Source organism: Kerstersia gyiorum (genome assembly GCF_048595715.1).
Classification (GTDB): domain Bacteria; phylum Pseudomonadota; class Gammaproteobacteria; order Burkholderiales; family Burkholderiaceae_B; genus Kerstersia; species Kerstersia gyiorum.
The window spans coordinates 519,864-545,703 of record NZ_CP169556.1; the positions used below are offsets into that span (position 1 = coordinate 519,864).

The following is a 25,840-nucleotide window of genomic DNA, read 5'->3' on the forward strand; positions in this document are numbered from 1 at the left end:
CCGGGGTGTTTCAGGCCTCGCCGGCATTGCCGGACATGGCTGGAAATTCTCGCTGAAGGACTTGCCCGGGGCGTTGCACGCCTTCAAGTTTGGGAAATACCTGAGTCCCGTTCACCAGTACCGCGTCCACGCCGACGGAAGGTTGGGTCGGATTTTCCCAGGTCGCGCGGTCCTCGACGGTTTCGGGATCGAAGATCACGATGTCGGCCCAGGCACCTTCGCGCAGCGTGCCACGGTCGCGCAGGCCGAAAACGGATGCGGGCAGCGCCGTCATGCGTGCCACGGCCTGTTCCAGCGGCATCAGCTGGCATTCGCGCACGTAGCGGCCGAGGATGCGTGTGAAGCTGCCCCACAGGCGCGGGTGCGGACGTTCGTCACTGGGCAGGCCGTCGGAGCCCACCATGCAGCAGGGGTGGCGGAAGATGCGCTGCACCTCGTCTTCGTCCATGGCGAAATAGATGGCGCCGGCAGGCAGCAGGCGGCGGGCGGCGGTTTCGCGGTCACAGCCCCATTCCCAGGCGATGTCCGACAGGTACTTGCCGCTGCATTCAGGGTGCGGCGTGGACCAGGTGATGCGGATATCGTCGATCAGGTCGGCGCGTTCCGGGATCAGGATGGTGGAGCTGCCCGGATAGGGGTAGATGTCGAGCGCAACATCCAGCCCCTGCGTGCGGGCCAGGTCGATGTTGGCCAGGGTGTATTGGCTGCGGCCCCAGTTGGCCTTGAGCATGCATTTGTGGTGCGATACCAGCGTGGCGCAGCCGGTGCGGCGGCTGATGCCCAGTACTTCGTCAACGGCGGCCTCGACGTCATCGCCTTCGTTGCGGATGTGGCTGGTGTGCAGCGAGCCGGCGGCGGCTGCAATGTGCGCCAGGCCGTCGAGTTCTTCCAGTTTCGAGACGCTGCCCGGTTCATAGGCCAGGCCGGTGCTGAAACCGACGGCGCCGGCCTGCAGCGATTCGCGCAGCAGGGTCTCCATGGCCTGTTGTTCCGCCTCGGTCGGCGTGGCCATCGGGTCCTGCATGACGGCCAGGCGCAGGTTGGCGTGGCCTACCAGCGCGGCTACGTTGATCATTGGGTGCAGGCCGCGCAGGGCCTGCAGGTAGGTATGCATGTCCGGGAACAGCGGGGATTCACCCAGCAGCGCCAGTGCGGCGGCGGTGTTGCCCGGCATGGGGGCGGGCGAGGCGCTGACGCCACAGTTGCCGACGACCACGGTTGTGATGCCTTGGCTGGTTTTCCAGTCCAGCTGCGGCTTTTCCACGAACATGAGATCATCGTGGCCATGAGTGTCGATGAAGCCGGGCGCGACGATATGGCCGCCAGCGCTGAGCGTCTGGCGGGCTGGCGCCTGGCCCAGATCGCCGAGGGCGGCGACGCGGCCGTCCAGAATACCGATGTCGGCACGGCGGCGTTCGGCGCCGGTGCCGTCGATAAGCCAGCCGTCCGTGATCTTCAGATCGAATTCCCGGGTGTTGTTCTGCATGTCTTCCTCCTGACGCCCTTCCTGAACGGAATGGGCTGGCTTTATTATCCAAAGCCAGCATCCATCTGAAAAATCCTTTTAGTTAATGCATTGATCAGGATTTGTTATGAATCGACTGCCCAAGCACATCACGCTGAAGCACCTCAATGCTTTTGTCGCCGTCGCCCAGGAGGCGAGTTTCACGCATGCGGCGCATCGCCTGTTCCAGACCCAGTCCTCGGTGACCGGCCTGATCCGGCAGCTGGAATCGGCGCTGGGAACCCAATTGTTCTCGCGCACCAGCCGGCGCGTGGCGCTGACTCAGGTCGGGCAGGAGTTTCTGCCGCGCGTGACGCGCCTGCTGGCCGATTTCGATGGTGCCATCGAGGATGTGGTGCGCTATGGCGCGCTGGAACGCGGACGGGTCGGCGTCGCGGCCGCACCCTCGGCGATCACCGAACTGATAGCGCCAGCGGCAGCGACATTCGCGGTGCGCTATCCGGGCGTCCGTCTTTATCTGCGTGATGACAACTCCGGCCGCATCCAGCGCCAGGTGGTGGCGGGCGATGTGGATTTTGGGCTGACCAGCCGCTGGGCCGATGTGCATGGACTGGATTGCGAACCCTTGCTGGAAGACACCTTCGGCGTGCTGTACCGCAGCGACGACGCGGATATCCGGCCAGACGACGCCGGTACGGTGGCCTGGGAGGATCTGGTTGGGCGCAAACTGGTGGGGGTGGTGGATGAAACCGGCATCATGGCCCTGCTGCAGTCGCGCGCAGATCTGCCCATCGAGGCGGCTGCGCCGTTTTACGAGGCGTCCAGCACGACTTCGCAGGCTGCCATCGTGCAAAGCGGGCTGGCCATTGCCGTGCTGCCGGCGCTGGCCGCCAAGCGTGTGATGGCGCCGGGCCTTGCCTATGCCTTGCTGCGCGAACCGACGGTGGTGCGCTTGCTGTGCCTGATGTTTCATGAAGAGCACGCGCCGACACCCGCCGCCCAGGCCTTGGCCGATGCCATCCGGAAACAGGTGCGCCGGGCCGCCTTGCCGGTAGGTTGCCGCTTGCCGTCATAGGCCGGCGGCGGATGACGGGGCTTAAGCCTGCGCGTCGGAAGTCGTGGCGGCAGTCAGCCATTGGCGCAAGGCCTGGATGGCCGGACTATGCGCACGTTCTTCCGTTGAAATGAAAAAATAGTCCCTTGGTGACGCGAAGGGCTCATCGTGCAGACGCACCAGCCGGCCGGCGCGCAGGGCGTCCCCGGCGACGTATTCGGGCAGCAGCGCAGCGCCCAGACCGGCTTCAGTCGCGGTAATGGAGAGCGTCAGCAGGCTGTAGTGCGCGCCGGGTGCGGGGACTTCGATGCGTTGTCCGAGTTGGCGCAGATAGGCTGGCCAGGCGTTGGGCGACGATGTCAGGTGCAGGAGCGGCAGCCCGGCCATTCGTTCGGGGGCGAGCGGCGCCTGGGGACATAGCGCCGGGGCAGCCATGGGCCAGGAAATCAGGGGGGCCAGCATGTCGCCGACACAGCCGGGTTCCGGGCCCTCGCAATGTACGATGGCAGCGTCCAGCACCGAATCTCGAACCGAGATGGGCCCGACATGGGTGACCACATCCAGTTGGATCGCCGGGTGGGCGAGCGCGAATTGGCTGAGCCGGGGCATGGCCCACAGCGTGCCGAACGTCGTCGGGACGGAAATCCGGATGACGGTATCGGGCACAGATCGGGTGGCGACGGCAATCGACGCAGACTCCAGTTCATCCAGCAGATAGCGGATGCGTCGCAGGTAGCTGGCGCCGGCTTCCGTCAGCGCCAGCCCGGTCGGGGTACGCAGGCACAGGGCGGCGCCAACGAAATTTTCCAGGTCGGTCAGCTGGCGGCTGACGGCGCTCTGGGTCAGTCCCAGATCCTGTGCCGCTGCGGTAATGCTGCCGCGCCGGGCAATGACTTCAAACGTATTGAGGTTGACGGTCGCAGGCAGCAGGCGCTGCGTAGGATGTTTCATGAGACTCCGGGACCAGGGGCGGGCAGCACAGGGATGCGGCAAGGGTATCGAAAAAATGCAAAGGGGGGTACTTTTATTTTGTTGGACAGCAGGTGGCGCGGTGACGGAAACTTTGCATGCCTGTATTTTTTCGAGGTCTGCCAAGACTGTCAGGGAATAGTCTTGAAAATGCAGCGATCTCGCCAGGCCGCTTCCCGACACGGAAGCGGCAGGCGCAGGCGTCAGGCAACAGGTGCCGCAGCGGCGGTTGGCGCGCTGGCGGAGCATCAGGCAATACCACGGCTAGGGGAATGAAGGTGGCGTCAGTCAGTACACAAGGCCGGCAGGCCTCATCGGAACATCAAGGAACGGGAATCCAGCCCGGTTTGCGCCACGCGGTGGTGCTGGGCTCGGGCATTACAGGCTTGTTGACGGCGTGGTATCTGCGCCAGGAAGGCCTGGAGGTGACGGTGCTGGACCAGGCCCAGGCGCCCGCCCTGGGTGCCAGTCATGGCAATGGCGCGCAACTATCCTATAGCTATGTGGCGCCGCTCGCCGGGCCGGGCGTGCTGGGGCAAGCCGTGACCTGGTTGTTCAATCCGGCCTCGCCGCTGCGCTGGCGACCGCGCGCCGATTGGCGCCAGTGGCGCTGGCTGATGCAGTTCGCCGCCGCCTGCAATGCGCGGCAAAGCCAGCTGACCACCGAGCGCCTGCTGCGCCTGGCGTTCTACAGCCGTGACCTCATGCATGCATTTCTGGAAACTCCCCAGGGCGCAGGCCTGTCGTTTTCCTATCGTCGCAATGGCAAGCTGGTGGTCTATTCCGATGCCTCGGCCCTGGAAGGAGCACGCCGCCAGGTGGCGCTGCAGGCGCCACTGGGGTGTGAACAGCAGGTGCTGGATGCGCAGGCCTGCATGGACGCCGAGCCGGCCTTGGCTCACCCTGATTGTGGCATGGGGCGGCGCATGGTGGGAGGGGTGCTGACGCCCAGCGAGGAAGTGGGCGATTGCCATGCTTTCTGCGTCGGTTTGCAGCAATTGCTGCAACAGGCGGGCGTGACTTTCCATTATGGCTTTCGGGTCGAGGGTTGGCGTCGCCGCCCGGGGGCGGGCGCCCATGCGGTGTTCGGGCCGCAAGGCGAGGTGGAGGGGGATGCTTTCGTCATTGCCTGCGGGGCGCAAAGCGCGCCCCTGGGGGCACAGATCGGGCTGGACCTGCCGGTTTATCCGCTCAAGGGCTACAGCTTGACATTGCCGGAGTCCAGTGCCATGCCGTCCCTGAATATTACCGATCTGGCCAAAAAAACGGTCTATGCGCCGCTGACGGGCCGGGGCCTGCGCGTGGCCGGGCTGGTGGATATCGTGGGCCAGGACAGCCGCCTGGACCCGGCGCGCGTGGCATTGTTGCGCCGGGAAGTGCAGGCGGCCGCAGCGCCCTGGCTGCCGGCCTCGCCGGACGCGCCCTGCGAGCCCTGGGCCGGACTGCGTCCGGCGACACCCAAGGGTACGCCGGTGCTGGGCGCCACCCCGGTAGCGAACGTATTTGTCAACGTGGGGCAGGGGGCACTGGGCTGGACGCTGGCGCACGGCAGTGCCCGGGTGGTGGCGGATGTCATGCTGGGCCGCAAGCCCGGGCTGGCGCTCGACGGACTGCAGTACCGTCGCTGAACCTTCTGCCGCAGCCGGTTCCAGGCGCGGCGCAGGTCGCACCGCCGGGCGGGTTTGCCTGCTTCACGCGGGCACACGTCGGCACAGAACGAAAAAAAGGACGCATCGGCGTCCGTTTTCCTGGCTCCCGGACATTCCGGGCCATGGGCCGGGGAAGGCAGCTCAGGCTGACAACTCAGCCGGCCGGGCCTCCCTGGCGGGTAGTGCTGCCTGATTATTTCAGGTGGGCGTTGACCAGCTTGGTCAGTTCGAACATCGACACCTGATCCTTGCCGAACAGCGGGCGCAGCTTGTCGTCGGCATTGATATTGCGGCGATTGGCGGCGTCTTGCAGGTCGTGTTTCTTGATGTATTCCCAGATCTTCTTGGTGACTTCCGTGCGCGGCAGCGGATCCGCACCGATGACGGCAGCCAGGATAGGGCTGGGGGTCAGCGGCTTCATGAAGGCTGCATTGGGTTTGCGCTCGGCTGCGGCGGGGGCTTTTGCCATCGTGGGCACTCCTGCTTGATGGGTTGAAAAGGTTTAGCGGCGGCAGCATAACTTGTCTTGGCCCGAAAGACAAAACGGTTCATGCCTGTACCCGGTAAGCTCTTACAATAGCACCGGCACTGGCCAGGGCGGTGTGCACGGCCGTGATTTTTCCATCATCATGCTTTCAGCCGGGGGGCGTTTGTGTCTGCAGTGACTTCCAAGAATTCGAGTGGTTCGGGTATTGACAGCCTGACCATCACCAGGCCGGACGACTGGCACCTGCACGTGCGCGACGGCGAGATGTTGCGCGCAGTGCTGGCCGATAGCGCAAGCCAGTTCGGCCGCGCCATCATCATGCCCAACCTGCGTCCGCCGGTGGTTGCTACCGAGCAGGCCGGCGCCTATCGGCAACGCATCCTGGCGGCGCTGGAGCAGGCGGGCCTGGGCGGCCGCTTCGAGCCGCTGATGACGCTGTATCTCACCGACAACACGACTGCCGAGGAAATCGGCCGGGCGGTGCAGTCCGGGTTCGTCAAAGCGGTGAAACTGTACCCGGCGGGCGCCACGACCAACTCCGACGCCGGCGTAACGGATTTGCTGGGCCGCTGCGCGCCTGCGCTTGAAGCTTTGCAGCGCCATGGCCTGCCGCTGCTGGTGCATGGTGAAGTGACCGATCCGGCGATTGACCTGTTCGACCGGGAAGCCGTGTTCATCGACCGCGTGATGATTCCGCTGCGCAAGGCGTTTCCCGAGCTGAAGGTGGTGTTTGAACACCTGACGACCAAAGAAGCCGTGGCGTATGTGTCGCAGGCGGAAGGCCCGATTGGCGCAACGATCACGCCGCAGCATCTGCTGTACAACCGCAACGCGATTTTCCTGGGCGGGGTGCGTCCGCATTTCTACTGCCTGCCGGTACTCAAGCGTGAAACCCATCGCCTGGCGCTGGTGGAGGCCGCGACCAGCGGCAATCCGCGCTTCTTCCTGGGAACGGACAGCGCTCCGCATATCCGCGGCCTCAAAGAGCATGCCTGTGGCTGCGCTGGTTGCTATACCGCATTGCATGCCATGGCCCTGTACGCGACGGCATTCGATGCCATGGGCCGCCTGGACAAGCTGGAAGCCTTCGCCAGTTTCAATGGCGCGGACTTTTACGGTTTGCCGCGCAATACCGGTACCCTGACGCTGTTGCGCCGGGAAACGCCCATTCCGGAGCGTCTGGAGCGTGGCGGGCTGGAAATTGTGCCGCTCGCGGGTGGCGAGTCGCTGGGCTGGGCGGTGCAGCAGGATTGATATGTGAAAAATGCCAGGTTCATTCGGCCTGGCATGTTTTATTGCGGCCAGGTTTGGCCTATGCCGCAGGTCGTATGTCGCATACCGTAGTAAGCCGCCATTTGCCGCCAAGGGAATCAGGCGTTGCCAGGCCTGAAGGGCGGCATCGGTCTCGGCGTGAAGAACTTCGGCCTAAAGGCCGAAACTTCTCCGCCACGATATAGGGGCGCCTGCGGCGCCGTATGGATATTGCCTCGCTCGACCCCGGCCTGAAGTCCGGGGCTTGCGCTTAGGCACGTGGTCAATTGAAAGGCTGGCAGCGGCCCAACAATGGGGGAAGGGCTGCGCGAGGGCAGCCCTGCGGCGGCTCAGCCCTGGCTGCGCAGTTCCAATTGTTCCCAGCGCTCCATTTTTTCCAGGATGGTGGTTTCGATTTCTTCCAGTCGTGCCTGGATGCGCACGACTTCGGAGGGCTGGTCGCGGTACAGGCTGCCGTCGGCCAGTTGTTCCGTCAGGGATTCCTGCTCGTTTTCCAGTTCGCTGATCTGGCCCGGCAGCGCATCCAGTTCCCGTTGCTCCCAGCTGCTGAGGGCTTTGACGCCTTGCGGCTTGGCAGCGGTTTTTTTGCGCGCAGGCGCTTCTTCGCGGGCGGGGGCCGGGCGGGCGGCGCCTGTCGTGGCGGGGGCGGGCCGCTGGGCCAGCCAGTCTTCGTAGCCGCCGACGTAATCCCGCCAGACGCCATTGCCTTCGCTGGCGATGGTCTGGGTGACAACGTTATCCAGGAATGCGCGGTCGTGGCTGACCAGCAGTACTGTGCCGCTGTATTCCTGCAGCAGGCTTTCCAGCAGTTCCAGCGTTTCGACGTCCAGGTCGTTGGTGGGTTCGTCCAGTACCAGGATATTGGCAGGACGGGCGAATAGCCGCGCCAGCAGCAGGCGGGCACGTTCGCCGCCGGACAGGCTGGAAACGGGCGAGCCGGCGCGCGCGGGGGCAAACAGGAAGTCCCCCAGGTAGCTCATGATGTGCTTGCGCTCGTTGCCGATTTCCACCCATTCACTGCCCGGACTGATGACATCGGCCAGCGTGGCGTTTTCATCCAGCTGGGCGCGCATCTGGTCGAAATAGGCCACCTGCAGCTTGCTGCCCAGGCGCACGGTGCCGCTGTCCGGGGCGAGTTCGCCCAGCATGATTTTCAGCAGCGTGGTTTTGCCCGCGCCATTGGGCCCGATGATGCCGATGCGGTCGCCGCGCATGATGGCAGTGGAGTAATCGCGGATCACGGTGCGGTCGCCGAAAGTCTTGCTGACGCTTTCCAGCTCCGCCACCAGCTTGCCGGAACGTTCACCCTGGTCCAGTTGCAGGTTGACCTTGCCCTGCAGGTCGCGGCGTTGGGCGCGCTCCACGCGCAGTTGCTCCAGGCGGCGCACGCGGCCTTCGTTGCGGGTACGGCGGGCTTCCACGCCCTTGCGGATCCAGACTTCTTCCTGCGCCAGCAGCTTGTCGAAGCGGGCTTCTTCCAGGCGCTGGGATTCCAGCCATTGCGCCTTGTGTTGCTGCCACTGTGAAAAGTTGCCGGGAAAACCCAGCAACTGGCCGCGGTCCAGCTCGACGATACGGGTGGCGACGGCGTCCAGGAAGCGGCGGTCGTGGGTAATGATGACCACGGCGCAGGTGGCCTGGCGCAGCGCTTCTTCCAGCCAGTTGATGCCGTCGAAGTCCAGGTGGTTGGTCGGCTCGTCGAGCAGCAGCAGGTCTGGTTCGTCAGCCAGGGCGCGCGCCAGCGCGATGCGTTTGCGCGTACCGCCGGACAGGCCCGTGGCTGCGGCATTGCCATCAAGCCCCAGCTTCTCTAGCAGCGCATCGACGCGTGCCGGTTTGCTCCAGTCTTCCGCGTCCAGGTCCAGCGGGCCGGCGACGGCTTCATGGATGTTGCCGCTTTCGTCGATCTCGGGTTCCTGCTCCACGGTGCGGATGCGCAGCCCCGAACGGACTCGCCGTTCGCCGTCATCCGCATGGATGACGCCGGACAGCAGTTTCAGCAGCGACGATTTGCCGGCGCCGTTGCGGCCGATCAGGCCGATGCGCTCGCCTTCCTGGATGGAAAGGTCGGCATGGTCCAGCAAAGGGTGGTGACCAAAGGCCAGGTGTACTTGGGACAGGGAAATCAGGGGAGCGGACATGGAAACACGATCAGGAATTCAATGGCAGGGCGCGCTGCCGCGCCGGGAATGGCAGCTATTGTCGCAGGCAAAGGGCGTTGGGGGCGAATCCTTGCTGCAAGGCTGCGAATTGCCGCACGGCTGCGGGCTGCTTGCGCATGGTAGGAATTGGTAACATGGGTGTTGTTGTATCCTTGGGCCCCGCCGCGCATTGTGCGGTCTTTTGGCGCTGGCACGATCGTTGGCGCAGCTTTATCCGGCCTGCGGCCCAGGCCAAATCTTATGAGTTTCAGACGCAAGGGAAAACAGCATGCGATACATCCTGATGGCAATAGGCGCCGCCGTGGTGGCCTACCTGCTGGCGCTGGGCATCCGGGCCTGGCTGTCGAAAAATCGCTGAAGCCCGCGCCGCCGGACGCGGCTGCGAAGCCGGCGTCCGCGCCGGCACGCCCGCTGCCTTCCCTGCATTCCGGCTCATCTTCAAAACCCGCCAGGTCCGGCACGGCTGATGCCGCCGGCACCGTTCCGCCCAACTATCATGGAGTTTCAGGCATGACCAGCAAACCTTCGGCGCCGCTCAAGAGCACCGCCCGCTTCGGGGTACTGTTCCTGGTGCTGTTCGTCGTTATCATTCTTGTCGCTTTTGGCGCCTTCTTCCAGGTCGACCAGGGCGAACGGGCCGTCGTGCTGCGCAACGGCAAACTGTCCAGCGTGGCCGAGCCCGGCCTGGGCTTCAAGACCCCGGTGCTGGATTCCGTGCGCTTTGTTTCGGTGCGGGACCATAACGTGACCATGCCGCTGGAGGCGTATTCGTTCGACCAGCAGCCCGCCAACATGAAGGTATCGGTGACTTACCGGGTGCCGGTGGACCGTGTGGCCGATCTCTATAGCGAATATGGCACGCTGGAAAACCTGCAGGTGCGGGTGATCGAGCGCCGCACGCCGGACGCGGTGAAGAACGTGTTCGGCCGGTTCACCGCCGTGCGCGCCATCCAGGAACGTGAAAAGCTGGGGGTGGAAACCGTGCAGGCGGTGTCGGCCGCGATGCGTGATGCGCCGGTGCAAATCGTAGGCGTCCAGGTCGAGGAAGTCGGTTTCTCCAAGGCTTATGAGCAGTCCATCGAGCAGCGCATGCTGGCCCAGGTGCAGATTGAAACCACGCGCCAGCAGAAGCAGACGGCGGAAATCAAGGCGGATATCCAGGTAGTGCAGGCGCGCGCCGATGCTGACGCCCAGCGTGAGCGCTTCCAGGCCGAGGCCGACGGCATCCGCATGCGCGGCGAGGCCGAGGCAGCCGCCATCCTGGCCCGCAGCCAGGCGCTGGCCAGCAATTCCAACCTGGTCAACCTGATTGCCGTGGAAAAGTGGGATGGCGCCTTGCCCTCCACCCAGGTGCCGGGTTCGGCCCTGCCGTTCCTGGGCGTCAAATAAGTAATACCTGATTCATCTGCGGCGGGTAGCCCGTATCGCGCTACAATCGCCGCCGCAGGATGGACAGGCAATCGCGGCACAGCAATGTGTCGAGGAAGGTCCGGACTCCATAGGGCGGGATAGCGGCTAACGGCCGTCCGGCGCAAGCCGAGGACTAGGGCCACAGAGACGAGTCTGATGCGGGGGCATGCCTGGCATGCACGGGTACGGCCACTCCGTACCCTGCGGTCTGGCAACAGATCGCGGCGCATCAGGGTGAAACGCGGCAACCTCTATCCGGAGCAACGTCAAATAGGCATGCGTGTGGTTTCGGCCACGCAGGGCGGCTCGCCCGAGCATGCGGGTAGGCGGCTAGAACCGCGCGGCAACGCGCGGTCCAGAGGAATGATTGCCGGCCAGCGCAAGCTGGTCTACAGAATCCGGCCTATCGTTCATCCTGCACCGATTTCCAGTGATTCCGCGCCATGGCCCCAGCGGCCATGGCGCGTCCGACCGCGCCTGGCCGCCATCGGCACCAGCCATGTTGCCGGTGGGGCGGCCCGGATCGCAGCCAGGGCAGGGTGGGAATTCTCCTGCGCCCGCCACGCAAAATCACCATTTCATCCCAGCAAACCGACTGCTCCTGTAACAAGTGTGGGCGTGACACATTTTCTTAATGTCTGGCGGCATTTGCATTGTCTTACAGATGCCCGGCGCCCTCCATTTCCTCCCGATGTTCACACCTGGCTTTTATATCACCGGTTAACTTTCTGATTTTGAAGCATATTTTTCTATGTAAGAAAATATGTCAATCCTAAGTCCTTGTTGTGATTGAAAAAAACCGGGATTCCGACTTGACCGCCTTATATCGATCTCTTAAAGTGGGGGAAAGTAGGTTTTTGTGTTTATTGGTGGGGGAAAAGGGGTGTTTCAGGGAAGCAGCGCGCTCACGCTGGATGCCAAGGGACGGATGACAATTCCGGCCCGGCATCGTGACGCCCTGATGTCCCAGGCGGACGGGCGTTTGACCCTGACGCGCCACCCTGATGGCTGCTTGCTGGTCTACCCCCGCCCGGAGTGGGAAAAGAAGCGCGAACAGATCGTGCGTTTCCCCATGAATGCCAGGGCGCTGCAACGCTTGCTGCTGGGCAACGCCCAGGATGTCGAGCTCGACAGCGCGGGCCGAGTGCTGGTGGCGCCGGAGTTGCGGCAAGCGGCCGGACTGGTCAAAGAGGTCATGCTGATGGGTCTGGGTACCCATTTCGAGTTGTGGGATACGCAGTTGCTGGCCGCCAAGGAGGCGCAGGATCTGCAGCAGGGCATGGCGGACGTTTTGAACCAGTTTTCTTTCTGACGGGGCGGTATGGAGTTCGAACATCGGTCCGTCTTGCTGACGCCGACGGTGGAGGCGCTGTTGCCAGTGGATGGCGCGGGCCAGCCACGCCGCAGCGGTGTGTTTGTCGATGGCACTTTCGGCCGGGGCGGGCATAGCCGTGAATTGTTGTCGCGGCTGGATGGCGATGCGCGCCTGGTGGTGTTCGACAAGGACCCCCAGGCCATTGCCGTTGCGCGTGAACTGGCTGCGGCCGACCCGCGCGTCACGGTGGTGCACGACGGTTTCGCCACCATGCCGGATGCGTTGGCAGGGCTGGGCATCGCCCAGGTGGACGGCGTCATGCTTGATCTGGGGGTTTCCTCGCCGCAGATCGACGACGCCGAGCGCGGTTTTTCGTTCATGCGGGATGGCCCGCTGGACATGAGGATGGACACGTCGCGCGGCCTGACCGCCGCGCAGTGGCTGGCCGAGGCCAGCGTGGATGAGATGCGGGAGGTCATAGCAGGCTATGGCGAAGAACGGTTTGCTTTTCAGATTGCAAAAGCGGTTGCAGCGCGCCGCGAAGTACGGCCGATACTCAGCACACGCGAGCTCGCCGAGCTTGTCGCCGGCGTCGTCCGCACCCGTGAAAAAGGCCAGCATCCGGCCACCCGTACCTTTCAAGCTGTACGGATTCACATCAATCGGGAGCTCGAAGAGCTCGCGCACACCCTCCAGGCAGTTGTAGGCCTGTTGGCAACCGGTGGGAGGCTGGCTGTGATCAGTTTTCACTCGCTCGAAGACCGCATGGTCAAGCAGAGTATCGCCGCCGCCGGACAATTGGATCCGGCGCTGGCGCGCTTGCCTTTGCGCGAGAGCGAGTTGCCGCGTCCCGTGATGCGGGCGGTCGGCCGCATCAAGCCCGACGATGCGGAAGTCGCGGGCAATGCACGCGCGCGTTCCGCCGTGTTGCGCGTGGCCGAGCGCACCGATGCACCCTGGCGCGCCGAGGCGGCGCCGGTGCAGCCGACTCCCCTGGCGGGCCGGCCGGCGGCTGCCCGTGGGCGAGGTAAGCGGCGATGACTCGCGTCCTGTTCGTCCTGGGCTTGTTGCTCATGCTCTCGGCCGCTTCCCTGGTGACCAGCCAGTACCAGGGGCGGCGGGCGTTCATCGAACTGGAACGCGCACGCGCCCAGGCCAACGATCTGGACCTGGAGTGGCGCCGTTTGCAACTGGAGCGTGCCGGGCTGGCGCGCAATGCCAGGGTGGATGATGTTGCAGTCAACGAACTGCAGATGGTACCGGTGGACCCCCAGCGGGCGTTGTATTTCAATGCCCCCGCTGCAGCGCAACCAGGGGGCTCATGATGCGGCGCGCTCCCTTTTTCAATAATCCGGTACTCAAGAGCAGCCTGCCCCTGTGGCGGGCTCGGCTCGTTTTTATCCTCCTGTTTCTGGGCTTCGCCGTTCTGGCCGGGCGGGCCCTGTTCCTGCAGGGCCTGTCGACCGAATTCCTGCAGCAGCAGGGCGAGCGCCGCTACGAGCGCACGCTGACGCTGCCTGCGGTGCGCGGCAAAGTGACGGACCGGCATGGCGAGGTGCTGGCGTCCAGCGTACCGGCGCGCGCCATCTGGGCCATTCCAGAGGACGCGGCCGGGGCGTCGCCCGAGAGCCTGGCGCAACTGGCCAGCCTGCTGGAAATGAATGCCACGGACATCCGTGCGCGCCTGAGCGATACCAGCCGCAATTTCGTTTACCTGAAGCGCCAGGTGCCCATGGATGTGGCCGAACAGGTCCAGGCGCTGAAGGTGCCTGGCGTGTCCCTGCAGCCGGAAATGCGTCGCTACTATCCGGAGCGCGACGTGGCGGCCCATCTGGTGGGCTTCACCAATCTGGACGGCCGAGGGCAGGAAGGCGTCGAGCTGGCGTTCGAATCCATGCTGTCCGGCAAGGACGGTAGCCGGCGCGTCATCCGTGACCGCCTGGGGCGCGTCATCGAAGACGTACGCGACATCCACCCGCCGATTGATGGCCAGGATATTCGCCTGTCCATCGACATGCGCCTGCAATTCGCCGTTTACAAGGCGCTGCAGGATGCCATGGAAGAAAACAAGGCCAAGGGCGCGGCCGCCGTCGTGCTGGACGTGCGCACCGGCGAAGTGCTGGCGCTGGTGAACCTGCCATCCTACGACCCCAACGACCGGACCGGGCTGCGCGGCGACATGCTGCGCAACCGGGCCGTGACCGATACCTTCGAGCCCGGCTCCATCATGAAGCCGTTCACCGTGGCGTTGGCGCTGGACCTCAAGCGTATCAGCACCAATAGCACCTTCGATACCGGCAATGGCCGCCTGGTCTACCAGGGGCGCACCATCAGCGACGTGAGCCGCAACGGCGTCATCACGCCGGCCGATATTCTGCGCCGCTCCAGCAACATCGGCATGACGCTGATCTCGGAGAAACTGTCGGCCCAGGAAATGTGGAGCAAGTTCACGGAACTGGGCTTTGGCCAGGCGCCCAAGATCGGCTTCCCCGGCGTGGCGGCAGGCAGTCTGCGCCCCTGGGAGCGCTGGCGCCTGATCGAGAAGGCCACCATGTCCTACGGCTATGGCCTGTCGGTGTCGCTGATGCAGGTAGCCCGAGCGTTCGCGGTGTTTGCGCGCGATGGTGACGTCGTGCCGCTGTCGCTGCTGCAACGCGACGAAGCCGTCACCGGTACGCAGATTTATACGCCTGAAACGGCCCGCAGCGTGCGCAGCATGCTGGAAGCTGCTGCAGGCGAAGACGGCGCCCGGCGGGCGCGGGTCGACGGCTACCGCGTGGCAGGCAAGAGCGGCACCGCCCGCAAAATCGTCGACGGCAAGTACAGCACCAAGCATTTCCGCAGTTCCTTCGTCGGTTTCGCGCCGGCTTCCGATCCGCGCCTGGTCGTGGCCGTCAGTATCGACGAGCCCGGCGCTGGCGCTTATTACGGCGGCCGCGTGGCCGCACCGGTGTTTTCCACCATCATGGGCCATTGCCTGCGTCTGCTGGGCGTGCGGCCGGATGCCCCTGTGGACGGACCGGTGGCAGCAGCAGGAGGCGCGCGATGAGCCAGGCGAATGTCATGAGCTTGCAGGGTATCGACAACATTCTTGGCTGGCTGCGGGCCAAGGTCGCGGCCCAGGCGGATCTGCACCTGGATTCCCGGCGCTTGCGCCGAGGCGATGTCTTCCTGGCCGTGCCGGGTGTGCGCGGCGACGGCCGTGACCATATTGCCGCCGCATTGGCGGCGGGCGCCCTGGTGCTGGCCGACACGGCGACACGCCATGCGGGCGAGCCCTGGCAGCCCGTGGCCGGTCTGGACGTGTCCCGGCTGGCCTGCGTGCCTGGCCTGAAAGGCCTGTTGGGCGAGCTGGCGCACGAATGGTATGGCCGGCCCTCGCAAGCGCTGGCCGTGGTGGCCGTGACAGGCACCAATGGCAAGACGTCCTGCGCCTACTGGATCGCCGATGCGCTCAATGGCGCTGGCATGCCCTGCGGTGTGCTCGGCACGCTGGGCATACGCTGGCCGGATGGCAGCAGCGAAGCCGGCAGCCTGACCACGCCTGACGTCGTCAGCGTGCACCGCACGCTGGCCGCGCAACGTGCGGCCGGTGCCCAGGCGGTGGCCATGGAAGCCTCTTCCATCGGCATCGAGCAGGGCCGGATGAGCCAGGTGCAGGTGCGTGTCGCCGGCTGGACCAACTTGAGCCGCGATCACCTGGATTATCACGGTTCCATGGACGCCTACGCGGCGGCCAAGGAAGCCCTGTTCCGTTTTCCGGGCCTGCAGGCTGCGGTCATCAATCTGGATGATGCGGCTGGCCGGGCGGCCTGCGGCCGCCTGCCTGCCGGGCTGGACGTCTGGACTTACGCGCTCGCTGGCCATGCCGCAGACGCCGACCGCCCAGCCAGGCTGGCAGCGGCCATGTCTGCGGCGCAGCCGTCCGGTGACGGCCTGGCGTTCGCGCTGGAAGAGCGCCGTGCCGGCCAGGCGTCGGCGCAGGCAGCTGTCGCCAGCCAGTTGCTGGGTGAACACAATATAGAGAACATGCTGCTGGTGGCGGGCGTGCTGCGTGCGCTGGGGCTGGACCTGGCCGCCAGCGCCGCACAGCTGGAACGCCTGGCGCCGGTGCCCGGCCGCCTGGAGCGGGTACAGGCGCCCGGACTGGCTGCGGACCAGCAACCCCTGGTGGTTGTTGATTACGCCCACACGCCGGATGCGCTGGCGCGTACGGTGCAGGCGCTGGCGCCCTTGGCGCAACGCCGTGGCGGCCGCCTGCTGTGCCTGTTCGGCTGCGGCGGCGATCGCGATCCCGGCAAGCGGCCGTTGATGGCGCAGGCCGCGCTGGCGGCAGATCGGGTCATCGTGACCAGCGACAACCCGCGCAGCGAATCGCCTGAGGCCATCATCGAGCAGATCCTGGCCGGTGTGCCGGCAGATCGCCAGGTGGAAGTGCTGGCGGATCGCGCCGAAGCCATTCTGCATGCCATTTGGAGCAGCGCGCCGGCGGATGTCCTGCTGCTGGCAGGCAAGGGCCATGAAACCTACCAGGAAATCCAGGGCCTGCGCCATGTCTTCGATGACAGGGAATGGGCGCGGCTGGCGTTGTGGTGGGGAACAGGCCGCGATGCGGCGATAGATGCCCGCAAGCTGGCGGCCGGTGAAGTTTTCGTGGCGCTGGCTGGCGAACGTGCCGATGGTCACGCTTTCGTGGCGCAGGCCGAGGCGGCGGGCGCCGCCGCTGCGCTGGTGGCGCATCCGGTGGCGGACGTCGCGCTGCCGCAGTTCGTGCTGGGGGATGGCCGCGCTGCGCTGGCCCGCCTGGCCACGGCCTGGCGGCGCCGCTTTGACCTGCCCGTGATTGCCGTGACCGGCAGCAATGGCAAGACCACCACCAAGGAAATGATTGCTGCCGTCCTGGCGGCCTGGGTGGGCGAACCGGCCCGGCTGGCCACGCGTGGCAACCTGAATAACGAGCTGGGCGTGCCCATGACGCTGCTGCGCCTGCGTGCCGGCCACCGTGCCGCCGTCGTCGAGCTGGGTATGAACCATCCTGGCGAAATCGCCGTGCTGGCGGCCATGGCACAGCCGACCGTGGCGCTGGTCAACAACGCGCAACGCGAACACCAGGAATTCATGAAGTCGGTCGCGGCCGTGGCGGAAGAAAATGGCGCCGTGCTGGCAGCCCTGCCGCAGAACGGCATTGCCGTTTATCCGGCCGACGATGCGCATGCCGCCGTCTGGGAGCGCCTGTCGGGCGCACGCCGCAAGCTGCGCTTTGCCTTGTCCGGCGCGGCGGAAATCCTTGCCTGCGCGCCGCAGCTCACGCCGGCTGGCGTCGAAGCCACGGTGCGCCTGCCGGAGGGCGCGGCGTTGGCGCTGGCCACCGCCGTTCCCGGCCTGCACAACCTGCGTAACGCTCTGGCAGCGCTGGCCTGCACGCTGGCGGTCGGCGTGCCGGTGGATACCGCCGTGCAGGCCCTGCATGCGTTTTCTCCGGTGGCAGGCCGCATGCAGGCGCGCCGCCTGGCTGCCGGTGTCTGGCTGATCGACGACAGCTATAACGCCAACGCCGATTCGGTACGTGCCGCCATCGACGTGCTGGCCAGCGTGCCAGGCCCCAGGGTGCTGGTGCTGGGAGACATGGGTGAAGTGGGCGATCAGGGCCAGGCCATGCACGAGGAAGTGGGGGCGTATGCCGCCGGCCGGGGTGTGGACGTACTGGTTGCCATGGGAGAGTTGTCGCGCCGGGCTGTCACAGCCTTCGGCGCTGGTGCAGTCTGGGTGGATGCCACGGAGGCGGCGATGACGGCAGTGCGTGCCGCACAGCCTGCCGTGGTGCTGGTGAAGGGATCGCGTTTCATGCACATGGAAAAAATCGTGGCGGCTTGCGTCGCCGAATGGGATAACGGGGAGGCCGGGCATCATGCTGCTTGAACTGGCGCGCTGGCTTTCCGACCATCACTTCCGCGCGTTCGGCGTGTTTGAATACATCACGCTGCGCGCGGTGCTGGCCGCCGCTACGGCATTGTTCATCGGCCTGCTCGCGGGGCCGGCGGTCATCCGCAAGCTGACCGCGATGAAGATCGGGCAGGCCGTGCGCAGCTACGGCCCCCAAACTCACCTGGTCAAGACCGGTACGCCCACCATGGGCGGCGTGCTGATCCTCATCGGCATCGGCGTGAGCACGCTGCTTTGGGCCGACTGGGCCAACCGTTTTGTCTGGGTCGTGCTGCTGGTTACCTTCGGTTATGGCTGGATCGGTTGGGCGGACGATTATCGCAAGGTGGTGCACCGTGATCCCGAAGGCATGCCGGCGCGCCAGAAGTTTTTCTGGCAGGCGCTGATCGGCGGCGTGGCGGCGGTGTATCTCGCATTCGCCGTGTCCGTGCCGGCGAATATGGAAATCTGGCCGCTGTTCAAGGCCTGGGTCATGAGCGGCTTCACGATGGCGCTGCCCGACCAGGCCGACCTGATCGTGCCGTTCTTCAAGAGCGTCAGCTATCCGCTGGGCGTGTTCGGCTTCGTCATCCTGACCTGGCTGGTCATCGTCGGTACCAGCAATGCAGTGAATCTCACGGACGGCCTGGATGGCCTGGCCATCATGCCGACCGTGATGGTCGGAGCGGCGCTGGGCGTGTTCGCCTATGTGGTGGGCCGCGTCGACTATTCCAAATATCTGCTGTTCCCGTATATCCCGGGTGCCGGCGAGCTGATGGTGCTGTGTGCCGCGCTGGCCGGGGCGGGCCTGGCATTCCTGTGGTTCAACACCTATCCGGCCCAGGTTTTCATGGGCGACGTCGGCGCGCTGGCGCTGGGCGGGATGCTGGGCGCAATCGCCGTGGTGGTGCGCCAGGAAATCGTGCTGTTCATCATGGGCGGCGTCTTCGTCGTCGAAACCCTGTCGGTCGTGTTGCAGGTGGGCTGGTTCAAGTACACCAAGCGCAAGTACGGCCAGGGGCGGCGCCTGTTGCGCATGGCCCCGCTGCATCACCATTTTGAAGTCGGTGGCTGGAAGGAAACGCAGGTTGTCGTGCGTTTCTGGATCATCACCATCATGCTGGTCCTGGTTGGACTCTCTACCCTGAAACTGCGATGAATACCCTGCAAGCTTCCTCTTCGGCAGACGCCCGCACCCTGGTCCTCGGACTGGGTGAGACGGGTGCGGCGGCAGCGCGCTGGCTGGCCCGTCAGGGCCAGCGGTTGCGCATTGCCGATACGCGGGAAGCGCCGCCGGGCCTGGAGGCCTTGCGCGCCGCGCTGGATGGCGCGGCGGTGGAGTATTGCCTGGGCCAGGGGCTGCCTGCCTCTTTGCTCGATGGCGTGCAGCAACTGGTGCTGAGCCCCGGGCTGGCGCCGGGCCAGGCGCCCGTCAGCGGCCTGCTGGCCGAGGCTGGCGTGCGCGGTGTGGAAATCGTGGGCGAGATCGAACTGTTCGCCCGTGCCCTGGCGGCGCTGCGCGAAGAGCGCGGCTATGCGCCCAGCCTGCTGGCTGTGACCGGCACCAATGGCAAGACAACGGTAACGTCCCTGACGCGTCATCTGCTGGACGCGGCGGACGTGAGTGCCCGTGCCGCCGGCAATATCAGCCCCGCCGCGCTGGGCGCGCTGGCGCAGGCGCTCGACGAGGATGCGCTGCCGCAGGCCTGGGTGCTGGAACTGTCCAGTTTCCAGCTGGAAACTACGCGCAGCCTGCAGGCCGATGCCGCCGTGGTCCTCAACGTGACCCAGGACCACCTGGACTGGCATGGCGGCATGGATGCCTATGCGGCAGCCAAGGCGCGTCTTTTCGAGCAAGCCCGCATCAAGATCATCAACCGCGAGGATGCCCTGGTCTGCGGCATGGTTCCGGGTCTGGCGCGTACCGATGTGCGCAGCTTTGGTCGCGGCGAGCCTTCGCTGGCGGGCGACATGGGCCTGGTTTCGGTCCAGGATATCGTGTGGCTGGTTGCCAGCGAGAGTACGGATTTCGACGAACCCGTGCCGGCCTCGTCGCGCCGAGCCAAAGGGCCGCAGCCTGAGCCGCAACGCCAGCCCGGCCGCGATAGCCGCCTGATGCCGGTGGATGCGCTGCGCCTGCGCGGCCTGCACAATGCCCTCAATGTCCAGGCAGCCCTGCTGCTGGCGCGTAGCCTGGGCCTGCCGTGGGCGCCGCTGTTGCGTGCCGCCGGGCTGTATGAAGGCGAACCGCACCGCATGGCCTTCGTACGCAACATTGCCGGCGTCGATTTCATCAACGACAGCAAGGGCACCAATGTCGGTGCCACGCTGGCTGGGCTCGACGGTCTATCTCAACCTGTGGTGCTGATCGCGGGCGGCCAGGGCAAGGGCCAGGATTTCACTGAACTGGCCCAGCTGGTGGCGCGCCGCGCACGCGCGGTTGTGCTGATCGGTCAGGATGCTTCCATTATTGATGCAGCGCTGCGCGAGCAGGGTGTGCAGGCACTGCATGCCGGCTCGATGGATGAAGCCGTGCGCGCCGCATTCGCTCAGGCGCAGAGCGGCGACGCGGTGCTATTGTCGCCAGCGTGCGCCAGCCTGGACATGTTCAAGGGCTATCCGCAGCGCGGCCAGGCGTTTGCCGATGCGGTGCGTGAACTGGCGCTGGATAACGGGGAGGTCGCATGAGCCTGCTGGATGGCGTGAGCAGCAGTGTCAACGCCGTGCGTCCTGGACGCACGCGCATGCGCGGCTTCGACCTGCCCCTGGTGGTCGTGGCGATCGCGCTGCTGCTGTTCGGCCTGTTGATGGTGTATTCCGCCTCGATCGCGCTGGCGGATGGGCCGCGCTACGCCAGCTACGGGCGCTATTACTTTGTGATCCGCCATGGCATGTTCCTGCTGATCGGCCTGGTGGCGGGCGCGCTGGTTCTGACAGTGACAATGCAGTCCTGGCAGCGGCTGTCCGTGCCGCTGTTTATCGGTTCCATCCTGTTGCTGGTTGCGGTGCTGATCCCCGGTATCGGGCGCGAGGTCAACGGCGCCTACCGCTGGCTGCCGCTGGGGCCGCTGAATTTCCAGCCGTCGGAACTGATGAAGTTCGCGATCGTGCTGTTTGCTGCCGATTACACGGTGCGCAAGCAGGAGCACATGCAGAATATCGTGCGCGGTTTCGTCCCGATGGCGCTGGTTATCGCGCTGGTCGGCATGCTGCTGCTGCTGGAGCCCGACCTGGGCGCCTTCATCGTGGTCGTGGCAATTGCCGTCGGCATCCTGTTCCTGGGCGGCATTGACGGCCGCCTGTTCTCCGCGCTGGTCGCGGTCATGGTGTCGCTGTTCTTTGCGCTGATCTGGCTGGCGCCCTGGCGCCGGGCGCGCCTGTTCGCCTATCTCGACCCGTGGAACCCGGACAATGCCTATGGCAGCGCCTACCAGTTGTCGCATTCGCTCATTGCCCTCGGGCGCGGCGAGTGGTTGGGCGTGGGCCTGGGGGCCAGTGTCGAAAAGCTGCACTACCTGCCGGAAGCGCATACCGACTTCATCGTGGCAGTGATCGGTGAGGAACTTGGTTTTGTCGGCGTGTTCCTGGTGATTGCCGGGTTTGTCATCGTGCTGCAGCGCGGTTTCGAGATCGGCCGGCAGGCCATCGCCATGGACCGCACGTTCAGCGGCCTGGCTGCGTTGGGCGTGTCCTTGTGGTTCGGCGTGCAGGCTTTCATCAATATGGGTGTTTGCCTGGGCCTGCTGCCCACCAAGGGCCTGACACTGCCGCTAGTGAGCTATGGCGGCTCCGGCCTGGTCATGAATATCTGCGCCATTGCGCTGATGATCCGAGTGGACATCGAAAATCGCATCCTGATGCGGGGAGGACGGACATGAGCCGGGCCCCCGTTCTATTGGTCATGGCTGGCGGTACCGGCGGCCACATCATGCCCGGCCTGGCCGTGGTGGAAGTGCTGCGCGCCAAGGGCTGGCAGGTGTATTGGCTGGGCGATCCGGACAAAATGGAAGGCCGCCTGGTGCCGCCCAGTGGCATCGAATTGCTGCCGCTGCGCTTTTCCGGCCTGCGCGGCAAGGGCGTCGGCGCCATGCTGAAGCTGCCGTTCCTGCTGCTGAGCGCGCTGTGGCGCGCCTGGAAGATTTTTTCCCAAGTGCGGCCGGACGTGGTACTGGGCATGGGCGGTTATGTCACCTTCCCGGGCGGCGTCGTGTCCGCGCTGCGGCGCGTGCCGCTGGTGCTGCATGAACAGAATGCCGTGGCCGGCATGAGCAACAAGGCATTGGCACGGTTGGCGAAGACCGTGCTGCTGGGCTTCCCCGGCGCGATTCGGGGCGCCGAGGCCGTGGGTAACCCGGTGCGCGCCGCAATTGCGGCTCTGCCGGCACCCGGCGAGCGCGCCGCCGGCCGCGAAGGCCCGCTGCGCCTGCTGGTGGTGGGCGGCAGCCTGGGCGCGGCCGCGCTCAATCACCTGATTCCACAGGCGCTGGCGCTGATGGTGCCGGGCCAGCGGCCCAAGGTCGTCCATCAGGCAGGCAGCGCTCATATCGACAACCTGCGTGCCGGCTACGCCGCCGCAGGCATTGAAGCCGAATGCGTGGCCTTCATTGATGACATGGCGGCGGCCATGGGGCAGGCCGACCTGATCATCTGCCGTGCCGGCGCCATGACGGTGGCCGAAGTGGCGGCTGCGGGCGTGGCGGCCTTGTTCGTGCCTTTCCCGCATGCCGTCGATGACCACCAGACCATGAATGCGCGCTATCTCAGCGACCATGGTGCGGCCTGGCTGCAACAGCAGTCGGCGTTGAGCGCGCCGGGCATGGCCAATTGGCTGGCCGAACGAAACAGGGCTGAATTGCTGCAAGTCGGCGAGAAGGCCAGAACCTATGCGTTGCCGGATGCGGCCGCGCAAATTGCCATTCGCTGCGAGCGGGTGGCTCGAAGGCAAGAACAATGAAACACCGTATCCAACACATCCACTTCGTCGGTATCGGCGGATCGGGCATGAATGGCATCGCCGAGGTGCTGCTCAACCTCGGCTATACGGTGAGCGGTTCGGATCTGCGCAGCTCCGCCGTGACGGAGCGCCTGGCGGCGCAAGGCGCCAGCATCCATATCGGCCATGCGGCCGAGCATGTCGGCCAGGCCGACGCCATCGTGACGTCTACGGCTGTCTCGGGCGACAACCCGGAAGTGCTGGCAGCGCGTGCGGCGGGCATTCCTGTCGTGCCGCGTGCCGTGATGCTGGCTGAACTGATGCGCCTGAAGCGCGGCATTGCCGTCGCCGGCACGCACGGCAAGACCACGACGACCAGCCTGGTGGCCAGCATCCTGGCTGCCGCCGGCCTGGACCCCACGTTTGTCATCGGCGGCCGGCTCAATTCCGCTGGCGTCAATGCGCGCCTGGGGCAGGGTGAGTTCATCGTGGCAGAAGCGGACGAGTCCGATGCTTCTTTCCTCAACCTGATGCCGGTGATGGCGATCGTCACCAACATCGACGCAGATCACATGGACACCTACGGTCATGATCTGGCGCGGTTGAAGCACGCCTTCATCGAGTTCACCCAGCGCCTGCCGTTCTACGGCAGCGCCATTCTGTGCGTGGACGATGCCAATGTGCGCGAGATCGTGCCCTTCGTGTCGCGCCCCGTCACCACCTACGGTTTCGGTGAAAACGCCCAGGTGCGCGCCGAGAACATGCGCACCGATGGTGTGCGCATGCGCTTTGATGTGCTGCGCCGCGACCGCAAGGGTGTCGTGTTGCCGCGCATGGAGATCGTACTCAACCTGCCGGGCCGCCACAACGTGCTCAACGCGCTGGCCGCGATTGCCGTGGCGACCGAGCTGGGCGTGGCCGACAGCGTGATGGTGCAGGCGCTGGCCGATTTCAACGGCGTAGGCCGACGCTTCACCCATATCGGCGACTTCCCGGTGCCGGAAGAGCGCGGCGGCGGCAGTTTCACGGTGATCGACGATTACGGCCATCACCCGGTGGAAATGGCGGCGACGCTGGCGGCAGCTCGGGGGGCCTGGCCGGAGCGTCGCATCGTGCTGGCCTTCCAGCCGCACCGCTATACCCGCACGCGGGATTGTTTCGAGGATTTCGTCAAGGTATTGAGCGACGCGGACGCCGTGTTGCTGACGGAGGTTTATGCCGCCGGTGAAGAGCCGCTGGTCGCGGCCGACGGCCGGGCGCTGGCGCGCGGCCTGCGGGTTGCGGGCCGGGTCGAGCCGGTGTTCGTGGAGGACGTGGAGGAATTGCCGCAGGCCATCCGCGATTTCGTGCGTGGCGGAGACGTTGTGATTGTCATGGGCGCGGGGTCCATCAGCCGGGTGCCGGCGCGTATAGGAGAACAAGAATGAGCATGGAATTCGGCAAGGTCGGGGTGTTGTATGGTGGCCGTTCGGCGGAGCGCGAAGTCTCCCTGATGTCCGGGCAGGGGGTGTATGACGCGCTGCGTTCGCGTGGCGTCGACGCGCACCTGTTCGATACCGGCAAGCACACGCTGGCAGAACTGGCGCATGCAGGCTTTGACCGCGTGTTCATCGCGCTGCATGGCCGCTACGGCGAGGACGGCACGCTGCAGGGCGCGCTGGAACTGCTGGGCATTCCCTATACCGGCAGCGGTACGCTGGCTTCAGCGCTGGCCATGGACAAGGTCATGACCAAGCGCATCTGGGTGAACGAAGGGCTGCCCACGCCGCTCTACGCCGAACTGGATGACGACAGCGACCTGGATGCCGTCGTGGCCGAGCTGGGCCTGCCGATTTTCGTCAAGCCGCCGCATGAAGGTTCGACGCTGGGCGTGACCAAGGTGGAACACGCCTCGCATTTGCCGGCTGCCGTGCAGTTGGCTTCGCGCTACGAAGAAAAGGCGCTGGCGGAGAAATTCGTCGACGGCCGTGAACTGACGGTCGCGGTGCTGGGCAGTGGCGCCCAGGCGCGCGCCCTGCCGGTCATCGAGATCCGCGCGCCGCAAGGCAACTACGACTTCCAGAACAAGTACTACTCGGACGAAACCCAATACATCTGCCCGGCCGATTTGTCGAACGCGCTGACGGCCGAGATCCGCAGCCTGGCCGAGCGCGCCTTCCGCGTGCTGGGTTGCGAAGGTTGGGGCCGGGTCGACGTGATGCTGGACCGCCAGGATCGTCCCTGGCTGTTGGAGATCAATACCTCGCCCGGCATGACCGGGCATTCGCTGGTTCCCATGGCAGCTCGCGCCGAGGGAATTGATTATGCCGAACTGTGCGTCCGCATCCTGGCAGGGGCGTCCCTGAAGGTGCATGGGCACCGCCAGGCCTGAGCGTACTAGACAGGAACAATATCCGTGTGGAATGACGCCCGTTTCCTCAATGTGATCGCCAACGCGCTGGCCGTGCTGGCCGCCGCCGTGTTGCTGGTGGCCGGCGTGCTGTGGCTCGTGCAGCGTCCGGTGTTTGCGCTGACGGCCATTGAGCTGGAATCGGCCGCCCAGGAGGAACCCCTGTCCTACGTGACACCGGAGGGCGTGCGGTCCGCGATTGCGGGTCGCTTGCATGGCAATTTCTTTACGCTGGACCTCGACGAGGCGCGCCAGGTGCTGGAATCCGCACCCTGGGTGCGGCGGGCGAGCGTACAGCGAGTCTGGCCGGGCACGATCAAGGTCAGTATCGAGGAACAGCAGCCGCTGGCCTTCTGGAACGAAAACCAGATGATCAACACCTGGGGCGAAGTGTTCACCGCCAACCTGGGCGAACTGGCCGACGACGAAGAGTTGCCGCGCCTGCTGGGCCCGGAAGGCACCGAAAGCCTGGTGGTGCAGCGTTATGCAGAGCTGGCGCGCTGGTTTGCGCCGCTGTCCCTGCAGGTGCGCCGCATCGAGCTTAGCCCGCGCTATGCCTGGATGGTCGATCTGTCGGATGGCATGACGCTCAATCTGGGCCGGGACCCGGGCGCGGATGCGCCTGACCCCCACGGCCTGCCTGGCGCATTGCCTTTCGCCGCACGTATTCAGCAGTTTGTTCAGGTCTGGCCCGACGTGGTCCGACGGCTCGAAGGCCGTGCCGTCAAAGAGGCGGATCTGCGTTATCCCAACGGGTTTGCGCTGACGCTGGCCGAACTTCCCAATAATTCTCTTCGTAAGACACATTGAAGC

The 25,840-nt window shown here is 65.4% G+C and carries 20 protein-coding genes and 1 other RNA gene; 17 read left to right on the forward strand and 4 right to left on the reverse strand.

The genetic code is table 11. The annotated features are described in order from the left end of the window. Positions 1-10: 10 nt before the first annotated feature. Positions 11-1,486 carry an N-acyl-D-amino-acid deacylase family protein gene (locus ACEW7X_RS02290; RefSeq protein ID WP_130487721.1) on the reverse strand — a complete coding sequence of 492 codons (1,476 nt, stop codon included), beginning with the start codon at positions 1,484-1,486 and terminating at the stop codon, positions 11-13. Positions 1,487-1,592: 106 nt separating this feature from the next. On the opposite strand from ACEW7X_RS02290, the gene ACEW7X_RS02295 reads away from it, so the two are divergent. Further along, entirely contained in the window at positions 1,593-2,540 is a 948-nt protein-coding gene (locus tag ACEW7X_RS02295) for a LysR family transcriptional regulator (protein WP_420177555.1), read from the forward strand. Positions 2,541-2,561: 21 nt separating this feature from the next. Here ACEW7X_RS02295 and ACEW7X_RS02300 read toward each other — a convergent pair whose 3' ends face one another. Then, entirely contained in the window at positions 2,562-3,470 is a 909-nt protein-coding gene (locus ACEW7X_RS02300) for a LysR substrate-binding domain-containing protein (protein ID WP_420177556.1), read from the reverse strand. Between the two features lie 290 nt (positions 3,471-3,760). Here ACEW7X_RS02300 and ACEW7X_RS02305 point away from each other — a divergent pair, with 290 nt between their 5' ends. Beyond that, a complete protein-coding gene (locus ACEW7X_RS02305) occupies positions 3,761-5,116 on the forward strand; it encodes a D-amino acid dehydrogenase (RefSeq protein WP_165390069.1) in 1,356 nt (451 codons plus the stop codon). Between the two features lie 214 nt (positions 5,117-5,330). On the opposite strand, the gene ACEW7X_RS02310 is transcribed toward ACEW7X_RS02305, so the two are convergent. Next, positions 5,331-5,606, reverse strand: coding sequence for an SWIB/MDM2 domain-containing protein (locus tag ACEW7X_RS02310; RefSeq protein ID WP_068375471.1), 276 nt, complete (start codon positions 5,604-5,606; stop codon positions 5,331-5,333). A 192-nt stretch (positions 5,607-5,798) separates the two neighbouring features. Between ACEW7X_RS02310 and pyrC the strand changes: the two genes are divergently transcribed. After that, positions 5,799-6,878 (forward strand): dihydroorotase, encoded by a 1,080-nt coding sequence (pyrC, locus tag ACEW7X_RS02315; RefSeq protein WP_420177557.1) that lies wholly within the window; start codon positions 5,799-5,801, stop codon positions 6,876-6,878. A 347-nt stretch (positions 6,879-7,225) separates the two neighbouring features. Here the strand turns inward: pyrC and ACEW7X_RS02320 are convergent, their stop codons facing one another. Next, on the reverse strand, positions 7,226-9,037 hold the full coding sequence (locus ACEW7X_RS02320) for an ATP-binding cassette domain-containing protein (protein WP_130487716.1): 1,812 nt from the start codon (positions 9,035-9,037) through the stop codon (positions 7,226-7,228). A gap of 531 nt (positions 9,038-9,568) precedes the next feature. Between ACEW7X_RS02320 and ACEW7X_RS02325 the strand changes: the two genes are divergently transcribed. The 14 genes from ACEW7X_RS02325 (at position 9,569) to ACEW7X_RS02390 (ending at position 25,837) form a co-directional block, all read left to right on the forward strand. Beyond that, on the forward strand, positions 9,569-10,447 hold the full coding sequence (locus ACEW7X_RS02325; protein WP_134838031.1) for a prohibitin family protein: 879 nt from the start codon (positions 9,569-9,571) through the stop codon (positions 10,445-10,447). Between the two features lie 55 nt (positions 10,448-10,502). Continuing rightward, positions 10,503-10,890: RNase P RNA component class A (gene rnpB / locus ACEW7X_RS02330), an RNA gene on the forward strand. A 461-nt stretch (positions 10,891-11,351) separates the two neighbouring features. After that, positions 11,352-11,780 carry a division/cell wall cluster transcriptional repressor MraZ gene (mraZ, locus tag ACEW7X_RS02335; RefSeq protein ID WP_068374496.1) on the forward strand — a complete coding sequence of 143 codons (429 nt, stop codon included), beginning with the start codon at positions 11,352-11,354 and terminating at the stop codon, positions 11,778-11,780. A gap of 9 nt (positions 11,781-11,789) precedes the next feature. Continuing rightward, complete coding sequence (rsmH, locus tag ACEW7X_RS02340) at positions 11,790-12,824, forward strand: 16S rRNA (cytosine(1402)-N(4))-methyltransferase RsmH (RefSeq protein ID WP_253596617.1); 1,035 nt, start codon at positions 11,790-11,792, stop codon at positions 12,822-12,824. Then, positions 12,821-13,108 (forward strand): cell division protein FtsL, encoded by a 288-nt coding sequence (ftsL, locus tag ACEW7X_RS02345; protein ID WP_068374490.1) that lies wholly within the window; start codon positions 12,821-12,823, stop codon positions 13,106-13,108. Before rsmH ends, ftsL begins: the two co-directional genes overlap by 4 nt. Further along, on the forward strand, positions 13,108-14,832 hold the full coding sequence (locus ACEW7X_RS02350) for a peptidoglycan D,D-transpeptidase FtsI family protein (RefSeq protein WP_420177903.1): 1,725 nt from the start codon (positions 13,108-13,110) through the stop codon (positions 14,830-14,832). Before ftsL ends, ACEW7X_RS02350 begins: the two co-directional genes overlap by 1 nt. Further along, the gene (murF, locus tag ACEW7X_RS02355) at positions 14,829-17,702 is read left to right on the forward strand and encodes a bifunctional UDP-N-acetylmuramoyl-L-alanyl-D-glutamate--2,6-diaminopimelate ligase MurE/UDP-N-acetylmuramoyl-tripeptide--D-alanyl-D-alanine ligase MurF (protein WP_420177558.1); all 2,874 of its coding nucleotides are present in this window, start codon (positions 14,829-14,831) and stop codon (positions 17,700-17,702) included. The genes ACEW7X_RS02350 and murF overlap by 4 nt, the downstream gene beginning before the upstream one ends. Then, the gene (gene mraY, locus ACEW7X_RS02360) at positions 17,692-18,864 is read left to right on the forward strand and encodes a phospho-N-acetylmuramoyl-pentapeptide-transferase (protein WP_068374485.1); all 1,173 of its coding nucleotides are present in this window, start codon (positions 17,692-17,694) and stop codon (positions 18,862-18,864) included. Before murF ends, mraY begins: the two co-directional genes overlap by 11 nt. After that, positions 18,861-20,393, forward strand: coding sequence for a UDP-N-acetylmuramoyl-L-alanine--D-glutamate ligase (gene murD, locus ACEW7X_RS02365; protein WP_420177559.1), 1,533 nt, complete (start codon positions 18,861-18,863; stop codon positions 20,391-20,393). The genes mraY and murD overlap by 4 nt, the downstream gene beginning before the upstream one ends. Then, positions 20,390-21,583 (forward strand): putative lipid II flippase FtsW, encoded by a 1,194-nt coding sequence (gene ftsW / locus ACEW7X_RS02370; RefSeq protein WP_068374479.1) that lies wholly within the window; start codon positions 20,390-20,392, stop codon positions 21,581-21,583. Before murD ends, ftsW begins: the two co-directional genes overlap by 4 nt. Next, a complete protein-coding gene (murG, locus tag ACEW7X_RS02375; protein WP_068374476.1) occupies positions 21,580-22,659 on the forward strand; it encodes an undecaprenyldiphospho-muramoylpentapeptide beta-N-acetylglucosaminyltransferase in 1,080 nt (359 codons plus the stop codon). The genes ftsW and murG overlap by 4 nt, the downstream gene beginning before the upstream one ends. Continuing rightward, complete coding sequence (gene murC, locus ACEW7X_RS02380) at positions 22,656-24,065, forward strand: UDP-N-acetylmuramate--L-alanine ligase (RefSeq protein ID WP_068374473.1); 1,410 nt, start codon at positions 22,656-22,658, stop codon at positions 24,063-24,065. Before murG ends, murC begins: the two co-directional genes overlap by 4 nt. Beyond that, on the forward strand, positions 24,062-25,009 hold the full coding sequence (locus ACEW7X_RS02385) for a D-alanine--D-alanine ligase (RefSeq protein WP_420177560.1): 948 nt from the start codon (positions 24,062-24,064) through the stop codon (positions 25,007-25,009). The genes murC and ACEW7X_RS02385 overlap by 4 nt, the downstream gene beginning before the upstream one ends. A 24-nt stretch (positions 25,010-25,033) precedes the next feature. Further along, the gene (locus tag ACEW7X_RS02390) at positions 25,034-25,837 is read left to right on the forward strand and encodes a cell division protein FtsQ/DivIB (protein ID WP_068374467.1); all 804 of its coding nucleotides are present in this window, start codon (positions 25,034-25,036) and stop codon (positions 25,835-25,837) included. The last annotated feature ends 3 nt before the right edge of the window (positions 25,838-25,840 follow it).